We start from the raw sequence: 17773 nt of genomic DNA on the forward strand, positions 1-17773 counted from the left end.
ACATTCCGAACCCGGAAGTTAAGCTTCTCTGCGCCGATGGTACTGCACTCGGGAGGGTGTGGGAGAGTAGGTCACCGCCGGACAATCTTTGGAGGGGGTTTCGACGCCTAGCGCGTCGAAACCCCCTTTTTTGTGTCACTCGAAGGGCTTGAGGGGAATGGCGAGGCGGTAGACCTGCCGGGAGCCGCCTTCCGGCCCGGGGTCGGTGGCCTCGGCAGGGGTGAAGCCGAGCCGCTCGTAGAAGGCGCGCGCACCGCTGGCGGAAGCGCCAGGGTGGTCAGCGCCGAAGGTGACCACCTCGACGCTGCCCGGGCCACGTACGTACCTGCGCATCGCGTCCGCCATCAGCGCCCGGCCGACGCCCTGCCCCCGCGCCTGCTCTGAGACGACGAGCCAGCGGACGTGGTACGTCGGGGCATGTGATGTCCCGAACAACAGCCCGCCGAGGAGACCCGGGCCTGACGAGACTGCGACGAGCGCCGTCGACCGGCGGAGGTTCTTGCGTACGGCGTCGTGGAAGCCGGGCTCCGCGACCATGGGTCCGAACCAGTGTTCAACCTCAGACGCCAAGCTGAGGAAACCGGGGAAGTCGTGCTCGTCCGCGACTCTGATCATCATTCGTGCAGTGTGCCAGTTGTGCGGTGCACGTCGCTAAGAGGGAATCTGTTACGTGTGGGCAGGATCGTGTCGGGTGGCCCTTCAACCGCCATGCAGCGGATGAGGTTGTGAGGGTCGGCCGCGCACGTGACGTCCGCGGTTGGGGACCCGTGGCCGCGTCCCTGCATGGAGCTCTCAGACGTTCAGGGTGCCGGAGAGCACCGTTACGGCCCGGCCGGCCAGGTGGACGCGGTCGCCGTCGTGGGTCACGTGTACGAGGCCCCCTCTGTCCGACAGTTGGGCCCCCACCAAGGAAGGGCGGCCGAGGCGGGACGACCAGTACGGGGAGAGCACGCAGTGGGCCGAGCCCGTCACCGGGTCTTCTGGGATGCCGACATTGGGGGCGAAGAAGCGGGAGACGAAGTCGGTCTCCGTGCCCCTCGCGGTGACGATGACACCTCTCGCGTCGACGGCGGCCAGGGCTGAAATATCGGGGGTCAGCGACCGTACCGATTCCTCTGACTCGAGCTCGACCAGCAGGTCGAGGTGGCTTTTTCCGACGAGAACCGGGGTCGCTCCGAGCGCTTTCTCCAGGCCCGCCGGAACGGTGGAGGGGGTCACCTCCTTCGCCGGGAAATCCATGGTGATCATGCCGTCGGAGCCACGATTCACGGTAAGCGTCCCGCTGGCCGTGGTGAATTCGAGCCGGCCGCTCGCCGCCCCGGTCGAATAGAGGACGTGGGCGGTCGCGAGGGTGGCGTGACCGCAGAGCGTGACCTCGACCACGGGCGTGAACCAGCGCAGAGAATCTCCGAGCAGGTAGGCGGTCTCGGAGAGGTTCATCTCGGCGGCTACGCTCTGCATCCATCGGTCAGTAACCGGAGAGTCCAGCAGGCAGACCGCTGCGGGATTACCCTTGAAAGCTGTGTCCGTGAAGGCGTCCACAGTGAAGAGGCGCATGTGCTCGATGCTATCCAAGGGTCGGATATCCAGCTGCAACCGGGCTGCAAGCCGTACAAAATGGAATTAGTCCTGGGCGTGTCGCGTGGCGAATGCGGAATCGTCGGTTACCGTCCAATGTGTGGGGACGTGCCGATTACGGTGAGTTCCTGAGGAAAGGACAAGCCGATGGGGGCTGTGCGCAAGGTGGTGAGCTACCTTGGCCTGGGCGGAATCGACCAATACGACGAGGGCTACGACGACGACGGGCACTACGAGGACGAATACGTGCCGGCTACGGAGCGGGCCGCCAGACGGTGGCGCGCGAACGTCGACTCGTCACGCATCGTGATGGTCCAGCCGCTCAAGTACAACGACGCGCCGGTGATCGGTCAGCACTTCCGTGACGGGCAGACGGTGATCATGGACGTCACGGGCATGCCGATGCCCGAGGCGACGAGGATGGTCGACTTCGCCGCGGGGCTGGCCTTCGGGTGCGAGGGAAGGATCGAGCGCATCGCCGACCGCGTCTTCCTGCTCGCACCGGCACACGTGGAGATCGAGGTTTCGTAGGAGACCCGCTGTGATGCGGGCCGCGGGTCTCCTGACGGGACCAAAGCTCCTTGTCGCGTGCGGGCGTGACGGGACGGCGGCCGGGTCGCAACGGGAACGGGCTGCAGTGCGTTCGCACGTCCAGCCCCGCAGGCCAGGCCTGCAGGTCAGTCGCGATGGCGGGCCGGTGAAAGCCCCACGTGTGCGGGTCTCAACCCCACGTGCGGGCGGGGGAATCCCGGGGCGGGCCCTTGCAGCACGGTAGGGGCAGGGAAGCCCGGTGCGGGCCCCGAAGCACTGTACGCGCGGGGAAGCTCAGTGCGGGCCCTGAGGCTCTGTACGGCAGGCAAGCCCGCTCCGGGCCCATGGACCCACTGAGTGGCGAGGAAGCCCAGTACCGGGGCTGCGTCGCAGTCGGCTGCGCGTTCTCGAGTCCACCATCGGCAAGGAAGCCGGGTGGTCAACCTTCTAGTACGGGCGGGAAGGTCAGCCTGCGCGTGGGCCGCGGCGGATCAGCCGGGCCAGCTCCACCGCGTCGGCGGCGGCCTGCTTCGCGCGGGCGTCGGCTTCGCGGGCGTAGGCGTGCAGGGCCCACACCGCCCCCTCGGCCAGCTCTTTCAGCTCGCCCACCTGGGCCGTCACGTAGCGGGCGTCGGCTTCGACGAGCTTGCGGCGCAGCCAGAGCTGCCAGCCCGCCAGGCCGATCATGGCCACGGCGGCCGCGACGAGCAGGTGGTTGAGGAAGACCGCGCCGACAAGGCAGGCGACCCCGGCGACGATCAGCACCATGGCGGCCCATGGCCGGCCGCGGGGTACGACCCCGTCGGCGACGATGGCGTCCTCGGCGGCGGTCATCGAGAGCTCGTCGGGGCCCTCGGGCCGCAGGTGGATGCGGTGACCGAGGAGCGGCACCGTCAGCGTCTCCGGCGGCTCCAGGCGGCTGTCGGCCTCCAGCTCCTCGGCGACGCCCCGCAGGATGGGCGCCGCCACGTGGAGGGCGATCGCCGCCAGATGCGGGTCGGCGCCGGGGCGCAGGTCGTCGAGCAGGTGTGAGCTGAGCGAGGCCATCGGGCCGGCCGGTCCGCTCTGGCCGATCAGCGAGCGCAGCACGGCGAGTGGTTCGTCCTCGGCCCAGGACGTGGCAGGGCTGCCGGTGCTGTTGTCGAGCGGGGCGGAGGAGTCGTGGTCGGACTGCCGGGCCGAGGTGATCTCGGAGACGCGGCCGCGCAACCTCGCCAGGCGGGCGGCGGCCACCGCGGGCTTGGCCAGCTCGGGGATCTCGGCCATCTCGGGGAAGTCGACGAGGGACGGCGGCACGACGACCGACGGCTCGTCCGGCACCAGTGACTGCATCCACTGTTTCGGATCGGCGTGTTCCTGCACGGCGAGCACGTCGAGCTTGCGCAGCACGAAGATCTTGCCGGCGGGGCCGTAGGCGCCTCTGGCGGCGGCCAGCCAGAGCGAGCGCTGCCCGTGGGTGACCGGCCGGTCGAGGGACAGCTCGCCGAAGGCGGTGCCGAGCCATGAGGCGTGGATGCGGCTGCCCTGCCCGGACACGGCCAGGGCCAGGCAGAGGAAGAGCGCAGTCTGTTGCTGGTCGCGCCCCGCCGCCCTGCTCAGCGGCTCGAGGGGGTCGTCGCCGGCGAGGATGGCGACCAGCGCCTCGACAGCGGGAGGCACCCAGTAGCCGGGGATGTCGCGGAAGCCCGGGGCGGCGGGAGGTGCGGAGCCGTTGGCGGCGAGGTGTGCCAGCAACGCCTCCGCGTAGCGATGCACCTCCGTCGCTGCTTGGGGGCTCGCAGTCAGGTCCGTGCTCAAGGCAGAGAACTCCCCCATTTCGGCCTCAGTTCATGACCGCGTAAAGCCTAGCCGCTGGGGCGCGCCAACTCGGTGAAGGCGCGCCCACGACGGAACGGGAGCTTTGGGTCAACTGCGTGTTACATGCGCTCGGGGACGGGGACGCCCAGAAGGTCGAGCCCGGTCTCCAGCACGGCCATGGTCAGCGCGCACAACGCGAGGCGGGAGGTGCGCGTCTCCGCCGGCACTTCCGGCCGGAGCACCGGGCACTGCTCGTAGAACGTGCTTAGAAGGCTGGACGTCTCGTAGAGGAAGGCGCACAGCCGGTGGGGCTCGGACTGCTCGGCCACCTGCTCGACGAGCGAGCCGAAGCCGAGCAGGTGGAGGGCCAGGGCGCGCTCGGCGGGGTCGCCCAGCAGGATCGGGCCCTTAGCGTCGGAGGGTTCGATGCCGGCCCGGCGGAAGATGGAGCGGATCCGGGCCGTGGCGTACTGCATGTAGGGGCCGGTGTTGCCGGTGAAGGCGAGCATGCGGTCGAAGTCGAGGACGTATTCGCTGTCGTGGCTGACCGACAAGTCGGCATATTTCACTGCGCCCATGCCGACAGCACGCGCGATCTCGCTCTTCGTGGCCTCGTCGTAACCCCGGTCGGAGATCGCCGCCGTGGCCCGGTCGATGGCCTCCTGCAGCAGGTCGACCAGCTTGATGGACTCGCCGGAACGGGTCTTGAACCGGCGGCCGTCCTTGCCGAGCATCATGCCGATCTGGACGTGCTCGGCCGAGACCGTGTCGGGCAGCCAGCCCGCCACCCGCGCCGCCGCGAACACCATGCGGAAGTGCAGCGCCTGATCGGAGCCCACGACATAGAGGATGCGGTCGGCCTTGAGGTCGTGGACGCGGTAGCGGATGGCCGCCATGTCGGTGGAGGCATAGCCGTAGCCGCCGTCGCTCTTCCTGACGATGAGCGGCAGGGGCTTGTCGTCGGAGCCGGTGAAGCCGGGCGGGAACACGCAGAGCGCGCCGTCGCTGATCACCGCCGCCCCGGACGCCTCCAGGTCGTCGCACGTCTTCTGGAGCATGGGGTTGTACATGCTCTCGCCGGCGAGATCGGCGTCGGTCAGCGTGACACCGAGCAGCCGGTAGATCTTGTTGAAGTAGCGGACGGTGGCGTCCATGAACACGTGCCAGAGCCGCATCGTGTCGGGGTCGCCGGACTGCAGCGTGGTCACCCGCACCCGGGCGCGCTGCTTGAACGCCTCGTCGCTGTCGAACTTGGCCCGTGCCGCCTGATAGAACTCCGTGCCCATGCCGGCCTCGAGCTGCTCGACCGCGGCCTCCTCGCCGATGTCGAGCAGGTGCTCGACGAGCATGCCGAACGGGGTGCCCCAGTCGCCCAGGTGGTTCTGCCTGATCACGGTGTTGCCGAGGTGCTCGTGCAGGCGGGCCAGCGAGTCGCCGACGATCGTCGTGCGCAGATGGCCGACGTGCATCTCCTTGGCCGCGTTGGGCGCGGAGTAGTCGATCACCACGGTCTGGGAGGGCGTGATCGAGCCGACGCCCAGCCGCGGGTCGGCCAGCACGCGCTGGGCCTCGGACTCGATCCACGAGTCGTCGAGGGTGATGTTGAGGAAGCCGGGGCCGCTGACCTCGACCGTGCCGGGGAAGTCGGACAGCGCGCCCTTGATCGCTTCGGCGACCTCCCGCGGCGCCCGTCGCAGTCGCTTGGCCAGGCTCATCGCGACGTTCGCCTGGAAGTCGGCGAACTGGGAGGGCCGGATCAGCGGGTCTGCGTCGGCGTGCTCGGGGCCGAACGCGTGCGCCAGCGCCTGCTGGACGCGCTCGGTGAGCACAATCTGCGGGTCGGTCATGCCTTAAGGGTACCGGCGAGCCTGACCGCGATGCTGATCGCCGCGGCCGCCACGACGGAGATGCCGAGGGCCGTCAGATCCCTGGCCACGTCGCCGGGCTGGAGCGCGAAGAACTCCCTGACGAAGGGCAGCGTCAGGCAGACGGCGAACAGCACGGCCATGGTGCCCACGAGGACCGTACGCCACCAGTTGAGCGGCCGGGCGATCAGCACGAGCACCCACCACGTGGTGAGGAACAGGGCGATCACCGCGGACGTCTGGGTCTGGACGAGCGTCGTCGTGCTGTCGTGGGCGGCCCAGAACGCCAGCAGCACCGCCGCCGCGCACAACACCCCGGCGGGTACGGCGAAGCGCAGCACCCGGGGGACGAACCCCGGTCTGGCGCGTTCGAGCGTGGGCGTGAGCGCGAGGAAGAGCACGGGGATGCCGATGGTCAGGGCGTTCGTCAGCGTCGAGTGGCGCGGCGCGAAAGGGAACATCAGCCCCGCCAGCCCGACGACCACCGACAACACGATCGCGTAGAAGCTCTTGGTGAGGAACAGGTGGGAGACGCGTTCGATGTTGGCCAGCACCCGGCGGCCCTCGCCCACGAGGTGCGGCAGCGTGGCGAACTTGTCGTCCAGCAGCACCACCTGGGCGACCGCCTTGGTGGCCGGGCTGCCCGCCCCCATCGCGATGCCCAGGTCGGCGTCCTTCAGCGCGAGCACGTCGTTGACGCCGTCGCCGGTCATGGCCACGGTGTGGCCGCGGGACTGGAGGGCGGCGACGAACTCGCGTTTCTGCCGCGGGGAGACCCGGCCGAAGACCGTGTGGGAGTCCAGCAGCTCGCCGAGCCTGTCCGGATCGTCGCGCGGCAACGTCCTGGCGTCGATCGAGTGTTCGCCGCCGGGGATGCCCAGGCCGGTCGCGATCGCCGAGACCGCGTCGGGGTTGTCCCCGGAGATGACCTTGACCGTCACGCCCTGCTCGCCGAAGTAGCGCAGGGTGTCCCGCGCGTCGGGCCTGACACGCTGCGTGAAGGTGACGAGGGCGACGGGCTCGGGCTCCGCCCATGACGCGTCCGCAGACAGGACGTCCGTACGGCACAACAGCAGCACGCGGGTGCCGGCGGCGGCCAGCTCGGCGGCCCTGTCGTAACAATCGCCCCCGTCGAGCAGCACGTCGGGAGCCCCCAGCACCCAGGTGCCGCGCTCGCCGAAGTCGGCGCCGCTCCACTTGCGCGTGGAGGAGAACAGCACGGTCGCGCGGGCCACCCACCCGTCCTCGACCTCGGGGAAGCTGGCGCGGATGGCCTGGGCGGTGGCGTTGGGCCGCTGGTCGAGGTGGGCGAGGGCGGCCAGCGCCGCCTCCGCCGGCTGGCCGTCGCGCAGCGGCAACACCTGGTCGAGGTCCATCCCGCCGGCCGTGAGGGTGCCGGTCTTGTCCAGGCAGAGCACGTCGACCCTGGCCAGCCCTTCGACCGCGGGCAGCTCCTGGACGAGGCACTTGCGTCGCCCGAGGCGTACGACGCCGACGGCGAAGGCGATCGAGGTCATCAGCACCAGGCCCTCGGGGATCATGGTGACGATGCCCGCGACCGCGCCGGTGACCGCGGTGCCGAGATCGGCGGAGTTGCTGAGCTGGCTGTAGAGCAGCAGGCCGCCGACCGGGAGGAGGAGCCAGGTGACGTACTTGATGAAGCCGGCGATGCCGTCCCGCAGCTCGGAGCGGGCGAGATGGAATGTGCTGGCCTCCTCCGCGAGCCGCACGGCGTACGCGTCGGTGCCGACCTTCGTGGCCACGAACGCGCCGGAGCCCGCCACCGCGAAGCTGCCCGACAGGACCTCGTCGCCCGGCCGCTTGTGCACGGGGTCGGCCTCGCCGGTCAGCAGGGACTCGTCCACCTCCAGCCCGTCGGACTCGACGACCTCGCCGTCGACCAGCAGGCGCTCGCCTGGGCCGAGCAGGATGAGGTCGCCCAGGACGATCTGGCGGGCCTCGATCCGCTGCTCCTCGCCGTCGCGGCGGACGCGTACGGGGGCCTCGTTGACCACCGCGAGGCGGTCGAGCGTGCGCTTGGCGCGCAGTTCCTGGACGATGCCGATCAGCGCGTTGGCCACGATGATCAGCCCGAACATGACGTCCTGCCACTCGCCGAAGACGAGCACGAGGACGCTGAGCACCCCGATGACGAGGTTGAACAGCGTCAGGACGTTGGATCTGAGGATCGCGCTCAACGACCTGCTCGAACGGCGCGGGACGTCGTTGGTCTGCGCCCGCGCCACCTGTGCGGGAGTCAGGCCCCGCAGCGTTGAGGCAAGCCCGTCCACATACCCCCCTGTTGCGTGGATCGGTCTCACACCCTAAAGGGTCACCACAGCCTGTGGGAGCGATGCGTGGCGGCGATCCGCTCGCCGACCTCGGTGACGATGCCGCTCGACGACAGGTCGTCCGCGAGCCGGCAGGCCGCGCTGATCCCCTGGGCCCTGGACGAGCCGTGGGCGATGACGACGGTGCCGTTCAGCCCGAGCAGGACGGCGCCGCCGTACGCCTCTGCGTCGAGGCGGCGGCGCAGCTCACGCAGGCGCGAGCGCTGCATGGCGGCGCCGAGCCTGGCCAGCCTGCTGTCGCCGATGCTCTCCTGGAGCTCGGTGAACGCGTAACGGACCGCGCCCTCCATGGTCTTGAGCGCCACGTTGCCGGTGAAGCCGTCGGTGGTGATCACGTCGGCGTGGCCGGTCAGCAGGTCGTAGCCCTCGACGTTGCCGGTGAAGTGGATGCCGGGAGAGCCCTGCAGCAGCTCGTGTGCGCGCTTGACGAGCTTGTTGCCCTTCTCGGCCTCGGCGCCGATGGTCAGCAGGCCGACCCTGGGCTGCTCGACGCCGTGGGCCAGCTCGGCGTAGGCGGCGCCGAGATGGGCGAACTGGACCAGCATCTCCGGCTTGGCCTCGGCGTTGGCCCCGGCGTCGAGCAGCAGGGTGGGGTGCGGGAGCGTGGGCAGGGCGACGGCTATGGCCGGCCTGAGCACGCCCTGCTGGCCTTTCAGCCTGAGCCTGCCGGTGGCCACGATGGCCGCGGTGGAGCCGGCGGAGACCACCGCGCCGGCGTCGCCGCGGCGTACGAGATGGCAGGCGACGGCGAGGCTGGAGCGGGGGCGGCGCAGGCTGGCCAGCGCGCCCTCGTCCATGTCCAGGGCCTCCTCGGCCCGGACGATCGGGATCTCCCTGGTCGCGTCGTGGTCGGCGAGCGCTTCGTAGAGCACGCGGGGCGAGCCGACGAGAACGACGCGCAGACCGCGCTCGCGTACGGCGTGGACCGCTCCCGCCACGATCTCGTGCGGTGCGTGGTCGCCGCCCATGGCGTCGAGCGCGATGGGCCTGCTGTCGGACAATGATCACCTCGTACGGCATCGAGCCCGCCGTCATGGCTTGGCCGGAACGCGGGCTCGGATGTCCGCATCGTAGGCACGGCATTGCCAGGTTAACCGGCGGGTAGGCCCTCTTGGTTCCCGCATGGGGCGGTTCCAGTCGTGCCAGGCCCGGTCGCCGTCGCGAGGCGGGGCGCCGTCAGCGCAGGTTCCAGTCGGACATCCCGCGCGACACGATCACCTTGGAGAACTTCGACGCCCCCGTCACCCGGATCAGCGGACCGTCGGCCTCGGAGCCGCCGGTCACGTTGCGCTTGCCGAACATCGAGCTGCCCTCGTCGATCACGTGGGCGTTCTCGGGGACGCGCACGATCAGCTTGCTGAACCAGGCGTTCGTCTCGATCGTGATCTCGCGGCCGGGCAGGACGGCGTCGGACAGGTCGATGATCAGCGCGCCGAACCGCGCGGACAGCCTGGTGTTCCTGGAGGCGACCCAGCGGCCCTTGCGCACGACCTTGCTGAACTTCGAGTCGATGACCTGCTTTTCGACGGCGGTGGGCACGTTTGCCGCGCCCACCTGGGGCAGGTCTTCGGTGATGGGGACGAGCTCTCCGACCGTTGTCGCGGTGTAGGCGAGATCGAGGCGGTCCGCGTGCTCGACGCTGGTGAGCCTTCCTGCGGCGAGTGCCTCGGACAACACGGCGGCCACGCGGTCGCGGTCGGCGTCGGAGGCGCGAAGGTCCGGATTGTCAGTCACATGATGAGTGTAGGCCTATTCGCGATATGTCGCGAGTGGGCCAAACCTCCAGAGAAACTTGGAGCCCGGTGGAACCAGTGACGCGACTGGGAGCGTCCGGGTATTAAGAACCGTAGACGCGCGACAGGGTCGTGAGGTTTACATCAGATCGAACAAAAAAGATGGGACAGGCCTAGTGATCTTGAACCAGGCAGGCACCCGACGCTTCAAGGCGTACACGTCCAAGCATCTCGACGAGCTCCTGCAGCGTGCGGGGCTCGGCGATGAGGAGCGGCTGAAGGTTCGCGCCGTGGCCACGGTGTTGCCGTTCCGGACGAACGCCTACGTCGTGGAGGAACTCATAGATTGGTCGGCCGCGCTCGACGACCCGATATACCGGCTCGTCTTCCCTCAGGAGGACATGCTGCCCGCCGAAGACGTCGCCCGGCTGGCCGACCTGCTCAAGGCCGAGGCGCCCAACGCCGAGATCCAGGCTGAGGCCAACCGCGTCCGCGCACAGCTCAACCCGCATCCCGCGGGCCAGAAGGAGCTCAACGTCCCGAAGATCGACGATGAGCCTGTCCCCGGCATGCAACACAAATATCCCGAGACCGTGCTGTTCTTCCCCAAGCAGGGGCAGACCTGTCACGCCTACTGCACCTACTGCTTCAGGTGGGCGCAGTTCGTCGGTGACGCGGACCTGAAGTTCGCCTCTGACGACATCGGCCAGATGGTGAGCTACCTGCGCGGCCATCCCGAGGTCACCAGCGTCCTGATCACCGGCGGCGACGCCATGATCATGGGCGAGCCCGTCATCAGGCGATATATCGAGCCGCTGCTGGAGCTGGAGCAGCTCGAGTCCATCCGCATCGGCACCAAGGCGCTGGCCTACTGGCCGCAGCGCTTCGTCACCGACCCCGACGCGGACGCCACGCTCGGCCTGTTCGAGGAGGTCACGAACGCCGGCAAGAACCTCGCGTTCATGGCCCACTTCTCGCACCCGCGCGAGCTGGAGTCGCCGCTGGTGGAGTCGGCGGTCAAGCGCATCCTCGGCAGCGGCGCCACGATCCGCACCCAGGCGCCGCTGATCAGGTCCATCAACGACGATCCCGCCGTGTGGGAGCGCATGTGGCGGCGGCAGCTCAGGATGGGCATGATTCCCTACTACATGTTCGTCGAGCGCGACACCGGTCCCCAGGACTACTTCGCGGTGCCGCTGGCCCGCGCGTACGAGATCTTCCGGGACGCCTACGCGTCCGTCTCCGGGCTCTGCCGCACGGTCCGCGGTCCGTCGATGTCCGCCACGCCCGGAAAGGTGTGCGTCGACGGCGTCACGGAGATCGCCGGGGAGCGGGTCTTCATGCTCCACCTCATCCAGGCGCGCGACCCCTCACTCGTGGGGCGGCCGTTCTTCGCGCGCTACGACCCGACGGCGGTGTGGCTGAGCGACCTCCGGCCGGCCTTCGCCGATCGTTTTCCGTTCGAGCAGGAGGAAGCCCTGCTGCCCGTCTGACGGTCGCGCGCGTCCAACGCGACCGGAAAATTACGCCCCGGCCCGTGACATTTGTTTTCGCGACCCATTGTTCACGGGCCGAAGGGTGGTTATGAGGCGGCCCGTACGAAGTGCAGCCGCGCGGGCGTGCGCTATCAGAAACAAGACCCTCCTATTTCCGTTTTGTCTTCCCGCTCAACGCTCCCCCCTCACTCGGTAACCGTGCTGCAAACCCCTTCTACATGGGCATTCATGAGCCTGCGGCCGGTCACAGCGAGTGATAGAACTGCTGGCGTAGCTCAGCCGTGACGGCACGCCCGATGTGGTGCCCATAGCGCGTACGCCACGGCATTCGGGGGTTATCGATTCGCATTTCCACCGCATTCGAGAGCGATCGATCACGAGCCGGGAAGGCAATCATGTATCGAGTAGTCAAGGCGGCGGTAGCCGTCACAACATTTGGCCTGGCGGCGGCTTTGGCCGTGCCGGCCCAAGCGGACGTCCTCTCCGACAGCCGGAGCGCAGGCACCACCGCGACGAGCGCGCTCGGCGGCGGCGGCGGGATCACCGGCGAGCTGATGAGCGCGCTCTTCGGCGTCCCCGCCCAGCCACAAGGGCTGACAGAGGCCGAGAAGGACGCTCTGGCCGAGTACAGGAGGATAGCCGACAACCAGCGGCGGACCATGGGCACGCCCAACTCGGCCGAGGACGTCACCAAGGGCGGCGACCCGCTGGCCGAGCTGTCGCCGATCGTCGGCGGGATGGGGCTCAGAAACAGCCGCGGCGTGACGTCGTCGCTGCCCCTGCTGTCGGGCGCGGCCCGCATGGCGGAGGCGGCGAACCCGTCGGCCAAGACGGTCCGGCAGGGCAGGAGCGAGGTCGCCACCCAGACCGCGACCGTGCACGGCGTCGTCGCCGCCCTGGCCGGCCTGGCCGAGTCGTCCCTCGGCAACACGCTGGTCAAGCTGCCGGCCACCGAGGGCGCGCCCGTCAAGGGCGCCGCTGCGCAGAACTCCATGTCCGGTCTCGCGCAGGCCGCCAAGAACGCGCTGCCGGGCAGTGGACGGCTGTCCCCGGTGATCGGGAAGGTCGCGCCCGCCGAGGTCGCTCCGGTCGCCGAGGCGCTGCCCGGCGTGCCCAGGGCCGCCACCCTGCACGAGCTCACGCCGCTCGTCCAGGAGGCCTCGGGCGCCGTCGAGACCAGCGGCACCAAGGCCGCCGGGTCCTACGGCGACGTGATGACCGCTCTCGGATGGTCCACCAGCGCGCTGACGGGCTCGGTGCGGCAGTCCTGGGACCGCGACTAGCCACGACGGAGGCGCCGGCGAGCGTGGCTCGCCGAGGGCCGGCACGAGGGTTCGCGGGCGTCACAGGTGCCGACGCCGGGAGCCAGGTCGTGCCGGTGACCCGTAGGCCGTCTCCTCGGTAGGAGGAGCGGGACAACGCCGTCCACGGATCGGGATCTCACCGTGGCCGGGACGCCGTCGCGCTGACGTGCCAGGCCGGTGGAGCGCTCACAGGTGCCGAGCGCTCCGGGCCGGCCGGGCCTGGGTCGCGAGTCGTCGCGCGTACGGGCCGCGCACGCGGGTGGTCTCATGACGGGCGAGGGCGGACGCGTCCGCGCCCGGGGCGAGCTCGCGCACCGCGCCGCCACTGCAGGGCGGCGGCGCCGCACGAGCCGCCCGCCGCCGGCCCCACCCCGGGGTCGGCGGCCTGCTTTTTCCTCCTCTTACGGCACCGCCAAGGTCACCCCACCCCGCGCACGTGGCTGAGGGCCTCCAGGGAGACGCCATCTGACCGCCACGTGGCGGGCCGCCGACACGCGCGCATCGCCGGCCGTGCAAGGCCGGACCTGGCGCCCGGGACGCGCCCGGGAGTGTTGACGACGGGGGTGGCTCGATGAGTGGCGAGTGCATGAAGTGCGGGCCCGAGAGGGCCCTTTCCCGCGACGTGGTGGAACCATGGCGTTCGTCTCGTCAGTACGGCGTGTCGCGGCGGGGCGGGGGAGACCGGACGACGCCGTGCGCCGGGCCAGGGCAGCAACGCGATGCGGCGGGGCCGAGGGCGGCGCGACGCCGTGCGGGGGGCCGAGAACGGCGCCGTGCGGGGTCAGGGGAGGCGGACGCCGGTGCGGCGGGCTATCTGGGCCTGCAGCCTGGCCATCTGCCAGTGCAGCTCCAGGAGTTGCTCGGCGAGCTGCATCCGCGGGATCTCGGACACGTCTTCGGTGGCCAGGTGGTCAATCGCGGCCGAAAGCTCTCCCATCGCGCGCTCCCACTCCATCGCCGTTCCTCAGATCGAATTGGCGTTCGAATTCTATCGGAACGGCAGGCTCGCTGTCAGTCATTAACCCCTCACGTCGCCCGTGTTTCGTACACGAGATCGAATGCTGGGCAGGGCGAAAGGCGCCACACCGGCGGCGGGTCGGTGCGGCGGCGGGGTGGGAGCGGGGTCAGCCCTTGTTGTAGGCGGCGATGACCTCTTTCGGGTCGCCGTCCATCTTGATCTTGCCTTTGTGCAGCCAGATGACGCGGTTGCAGGTCTCCTCGATGACCTTGTGGTCGTGGGCGACGAGGAAGACCGTGCCGGCCGACTCGCGGATCTTGCGGATGCGCTCCTGGCTCTTCTTGCGGAACTCGCGGTCGCCGGTCGCCAGGGCCTCGTCGATGAGCAGGACGTCGTGGGTCTTGGCGGAGGAGATGGCGAAGCGCAGGCGGGCGCCCATGCCGGAGGAGTAGGTGGACATGGGCAGCTGGACGAACTCGTCGATGCCGGAGAAGTCGACGATCTCCTGGTATTTCTCGCGGACCTCGGCGGGTGTCATGCCCATGGCGTAGCAGCCGAGCACGATGTTGCGCTCGCCGGTCAGCTCGCGCATGAGAGCCGCGTTGACGCCGAGCAGCGACGGCTGGCCGTCGGTGTAGACGGCGCCCTTGTGCGGCGGCAGCAGGCCCGCGATGGCCCGCAGCAGCGTGGACTTGCCCGAGCCGTTGCGCCCCACGATGCCGATGGCGTCGCCGTGGTAGGCCACGAACGTGACGCCCTTGACCGCGTGGACCTCTTTCATCTGCGGGCGCCCCTGGCGCTTCAGAAGGCGCGTGAGGGCGTTGACCGCGTTGCCCTTCTCGCTCTCCGAGGCCGCGCCGTAGACGCGGTAGACGATGTGGAGGTCGTCGACGATGACGGTCGGAGTGCCCGTGGGGACGTCAAGAGGCCGCTTGCCCGAGGGCTCCGGGTTGGGATGCACCTTGACATCCTTGCCCGGGACGGCGGGCTTCTCGCCCTTCACCTGTGACAGCTCCTTGGTCAGTTCAGCCACGCCCGTACCTCTCCTCGGACCGCCAGAAGTACCAGAAGCCGAAGCCGAGTACGAACACCGCCCAGAATACGCAGGACAGCACCACCGTTGCCGGGGGGTGGTAACCGTACTGCGGGTTGTGGGACCCGATGAGGATCTCGCGCATCCACTCGATGTAGGAGGCGGCGGGGTTGAGGTACATCACGTCCGCCACCCACTGCGGCAACACCGCCTTCCCGACGACCTTGTCCTGGATCGAGAAGAACACGCCCGAGGCGTAGAGCCAGGTGCGGGAGATGAACGGCAGCAACTGGTTGAGGTCGCGCATCTGCGCGCCGAGCCGGGCGACCACCAGGCCCATCCCGACGTTGAACATCGTCTGGAGCAGCAGCACCACCGGGATCATGAGCCAGAACCAGGTCGGCCACTCGCCGGTGGCCCAGACGATGGTGAGGAGCACGCCCATGGAGATGGCGAGCTGCTGGAGCTCCTGGATCGTGTAGGCGAGCGGCAGCGAGGCCCTGGGGAAGTGCAGGGCCCGGATCATCGACAGGTTGCCGGAGATCGACTTGGCGCCGGCGCTGACCGTGCGCTGCGTGTAGGTGAAGATGAACATCCCGGTCAGCAGGAACGCCGGGTAGTTGTCGATGCCGTCTCTGCCGCCGAGGACGACGCCGAACATCACGTAGTAGATGCCCGCGTTGAGCAGGGGAGTCAGCACCTGCCACAGCTGGCCGAGCGCAGAGCTCGAATATTTCGAGACGTTGCGCGAGGTCGCGTATGTCAGGATGAAGTGGCGCCGCTGCCACAACTGGCGCAGGTAGACGGGGAACCTCGGCCGCGCGATGGCACGGCGAAGCCCATATCGCTTGGCGAGCTTGGCCAGCGGCTCCTGCCCGCTTCGGCCGCCCGCCTGGGCGTCCGCGACAGCGGATTCCGGCTGGCTCATGGCATGGACTCTATTGGATCCCGGTCGGTGAGGTGCCTGTCGCGCGGGTCGGCGACAGTCAGTTGGACGGAGTCTCGGGACGCTGGGTTCCAAGGCGTCGTCAAGACCTGCTCAACCGTAGCCCAGCCGGGCGGGGTGTGGCGGCAAGGGCGCGAGCGCCTTCGTGTAGGGGGTAATTTCCATCGACAGTTCACATCCATGCAGGACCTGCTTGGTGTGTTCTGTACCGTTCCATACTGATAGAGCTAAATGTCTGTGACGGTTGATAGGCGTACGTGTGACCGAACTGCAACGCGCCAGAGACGTCCTGGTGGCAAGTAGTGAGGGATAGTCGCGATCGACTGGCAGGGCGTCGGCTGGTTTGACCATGTCAGCCAAACCCGGGGGGACACCAGGACCCCCCGTCAGGCTGCTCACGATCACCGCAGCTCAGCGCTTACGCCCACCTGTAGAGGGAGGAATTCTTTCACCATGCGTGTTACTAAGGGCGCACAGATCGTCGCCGGTACCGCGCTGCTCGCCCTCGCGGTTGCCGCGTGTGGTGGCGGTGCCTCGGACAGCGGTGGCACCGCCGCGGGCGGCGGGGACACCACGCCGGTCCGCATGGAAGTTGGCGAGCCTCAGGAGCTGCTGAACCCGCAGAACACCACCGAGACCGAAGGCGCCGAGGTTCTCGCCGCGCTCTTCTCTCCCCTCGTCGACTACGACGAGAACAAGCAGCCAGTCGAGGAGGCCGCCGAGTCGATCACGACGGAGGACAGCAAGGTCTGGACGATCAAGCTGAAGTCCGGCTACACGTGGCACGACGGCACCGCCGTGACCGCCGCCGACTACGCGCGCGCGTGGAACTATGGCGCGCTCCAGGACAACGCCATGAGCGCGTCCTACTTCTTCGGTCGCATCGACGGATACGAGGACGTCCACCCGGGCGAGGGCAAGAAGCCGTCGGCCAAGGAGATGAAGGGCCTCAAGGTCGTCGACGACCTCACCCTCGAGGTCACGCTCGCGGCGCCGTTCTCGCAGTTCAAGACCATGCTGGGCTACACCGCCTTCTACCCGATGCCGGAGTCGGCCCTCGGCCCCGACGGCAAGGTGACCCAGGCCTACGGCGAGCAGCCGATCGGTCAGGGCCTGTTCAAGCTGGACAAGCCCTACAAGAAGGGCACCGACGCGACCATCGAGATGTCGGTGTACGACAAGTTCCCCGGCAAGAAGCCGTCGAACTGGACCAAGCTCCAGTTCAAGCTCTACACCAGCGCCGAGACCGCGTACAACGACCTCCAGGCCGAGAACCTCGACGTCGACGACTCGCTGCCTCCCTCCGCGATCGCCAGCGCCAAGGCCGCGCTCGGTGACCGCTACTTCGACGAGGCCGACGCCTCCATCGGCTACATCGGCGTCCCGCTGAAGTACAACCCCGACTTCCAGGACGTGCAGGTCCGCCGGGCCATCTCGCTGGCCATCGACAGGAAGACCATCGCCGAGACGGTCTTCTCCGGCACCCGCGCGCCCGCCGACGACTTCATCAACCCGGCCATCCCCGGCTACCGCCAGGGCGCCTGTGACGCGTGCACGTACAACCCGGCCGAGGCCAAGAAGCTGTACGACGAGGCGGGCGGCCCCAAGACCATCGAGATCGGCTACAACGCGGACGGCGGCCACAAGGAGTGGATCGAGGCGGTCGCCAACAACCTCCGCGCCAACCTGGGCATCGAGGTCACGCCGAAGCCGTTCGAGAAGTTCCAGGGCATCCTGGACGCCCTGGACTCCAAGGAGTACAAGGGCCTGTTCCGGATGGGCTGGTCGATCGACTATCCGGCGGCCGAGAACTACCTGACCCCGATCTTCGGCACCGGGGCCATCGCATCCGGGTCCAACTACGGCGGCTACTCGAACAAGGAGTTCGACGAGCTGGTCAAGAAGGGCGACCAGGCGACCGACGCCGCCGAGGGTCTGAAGTACTACCAGCAGGCCGGCGACATCCTGATCAAGGACCTCCCGTACATCCCGGTCTACTTCTACCGGAGCAACTTCGGGCACTCCACTAAGGTGAAGAACGTCAAGCTCAACCTGCTCAACCAGATTGACTGGGCAGACGTCGAGAAGGCCTGACGTCGTTCGCCGGGGTGGACGGCCGCGCCGTCCACCCGTCGGAGGGCTGAACTTGGAGGCAGCCACTCGAGCCGGGTAGATCACGGA

The 17773-nt window shown here is 68.8% G+C and carries 14 protein-coding genes and 1 rRNA gene; 5 read left to right on the forward strand and 10 right to left on the reverse strand.

The genetic code is table 11. From position 1 onward, the window contains the following. A 5S ribosomal RNA gene (rrf, locus tag ABGB01_RS37550) occupies positions 1–83 on the forward strand; the annotation flags it as partial. Positions 84–135: 52 nt separating this feature from the next. On the opposite strand, the gene ABGB01_RS37555 is transcribed toward rrf, so the two are convergent. Beyond that, positions 136–618, reverse strand: coding sequence for a GNAT family N-acetyltransferase (locus ABGB01_RS37555; RefSeq protein WP_347778333.1), 483 nt, complete (start codon positions 616–618; stop codon positions 136–138). A 174-nt stretch (positions 619–792) separates the two neighbouring features. Continuing rightward, a complete protein-coding gene (locus tag ABGB01_RS37560; RefSeq protein ID WP_347778334.1) occupies positions 793–1557 on the reverse strand; it encodes a PhzF family phenazine biosynthesis protein in 765 nt (254 codons plus the stop codon). Positions 1558–1725: 168 nt separating this feature from the next. Here ABGB01_RS37560 and ABGB01_RS37565 point away from each other — a divergent pair, with 168 nt between their 5' ends. After that, entirely contained in the window at positions 1726–2109 is a 384-nt protein-coding gene (locus ABGB01_RS37565) for a cell division protein SepF (protein ID WP_347778336.1), read from the forward strand. Between the two features lie 465 nt (positions 2110–2574). Here ABGB01_RS37565 and ABGB01_RS37570 read toward each other — a convergent pair whose 3' ends face one another. From ABGB01_RS37570 to ABGB01_RS37590, 5 genes are all read right to left on the reverse strand, one after another. Further along, complete coding sequence (locus ABGB01_RS37570; RefSeq protein WP_347778338.1) at positions 2575–3864, reverse strand: hypothetical protein; 1290 nt, start codon at positions 3862–3864, stop codon at positions 2575–2577. A gap of 161 nt (positions 3865–4025) precedes the next feature. Beyond that, complete coding sequence (gene argS / locus ABGB01_RS37575) at positions 4026–5753, reverse strand: arginine--tRNA ligase (RefSeq protein WP_347778340.1); 1728 nt, start codon at positions 5751–5753, stop codon at positions 4026–4028. Further along, a complete protein-coding gene (locus tag ABGB01_RS37580; RefSeq protein ID WP_347778342.1) occupies positions 5750–8062 on the reverse strand; it encodes an HAD-IC family P-type ATPase in 2313 nt (770 codons plus the stop codon). The genes argS and ABGB01_RS37580 overlap by 4 nt, the downstream gene beginning before the upstream one ends. Positions 8063–8103: 41 nt before the next feature. Then, positions 8104–9123, reverse strand: coding sequence for a phosphate acyltransferase PlsX (plsX, locus tag ABGB01_RS37585; protein ID WP_347778344.1), 1020 nt, complete (start codon positions 9121–9123; stop codon positions 8104–8106). 175 nt (positions 9124–9298) lie between these two features. Then, the gene (locus tag ABGB01_RS37590; RefSeq protein ID WP_347778346.1) at positions 9299–9856 is read right to left on the reverse strand and encodes a DUF1707 domain-containing protein; all 558 of its coding nucleotides are present in this window, start codon (positions 9854–9856) and stop codon (positions 9299–9301) included. A 175-nt stretch (positions 9857–10031) separates the two neighbouring features. Between ABGB01_RS37590 and ABGB01_RS37595 the strand changes: the two genes are divergently transcribed. Both ABGB01_RS37595 and ABGB01_RS37600 read left to right on the forward strand, forming a co-directional pair. Next, positions 10032–11348 carry a lysine 2,3-aminomutase gene (locus tag ABGB01_RS37595; protein ID WP_347778347.1) on the forward strand — a complete coding sequence of 439 codons (1317 nt, stop codon included), beginning with the start codon at positions 10032–10034 and terminating at the stop codon, positions 11346–11348. 461 nt (positions 11349–11809) lie between these two features. Continuing rightward, entirely contained in the window at positions 11810–12634 is an 825-nt protein-coding gene (locus tag ABGB01_RS37600) for a hypothetical protein (protein WP_347778348.1), read from the forward strand. 802 nt (positions 12635–13436) lie between these two features. Here the strand turns inward: ABGB01_RS37600 and ABGB01_RS37605 are convergent. From ABGB01_RS37605 to ABGB01_RS37615, 3 genes are all read right to left on the reverse strand, one after another. Further along, positions 13437–13592 (reverse strand): hypothetical protein, encoded by a 156-nt coding sequence (locus ABGB01_RS37605; protein ID WP_165977444.1) that lies wholly within the window; start codon positions 13590–13592, stop codon positions 13437–13439. Between the two features lie 187 nt (positions 13593–13779). Beyond that, positions 13780–14646 (reverse strand): ABC transporter ATP-binding protein, encoded by an 867-nt coding sequence (locus ABGB01_RS37610; RefSeq protein WP_347645560.1) that lies wholly within the window; start codon positions 14644–14646, stop codon positions 13780–13782. Continuing rightward, a complete protein-coding gene (locus ABGB01_RS37615) occupies positions 14639–15574 on the reverse strand; it encodes an ABC transporter permease (RefSeq protein WP_347778350.1) in 936 nt (311 codons plus the stop codon). The genes ABGB01_RS37610 and ABGB01_RS37615 overlap by 8 nt, the downstream gene beginning before the upstream one ends. A 471-nt stretch (positions 15575–16045) precedes the next feature. Between ABGB01_RS37615 and ABGB01_RS37620 the strand changes: the two genes are divergently transcribed. Beyond that, positions 16046–17686 carry an ABC transporter substrate-binding protein gene (locus ABGB01_RS37620; RefSeq protein ID WP_347778352.1) on the forward strand — a complete coding sequence of 547 codons (1641 nt, stop codon included), beginning with the start codon at positions 16046–16048 and terminating at the stop codon, positions 17684–17686. The last annotated feature ends 87 nt before the right edge of the window (positions 17687–17773 follow it).

Source organism: Nonomuraea sp. B5E05 (assembly GCF_039880665.1).
GTDB lineage: Bacteria > Actinomycetota > Actinomycetes > Streptosporangiales > Streptosporangiaceae > Nonomuraea.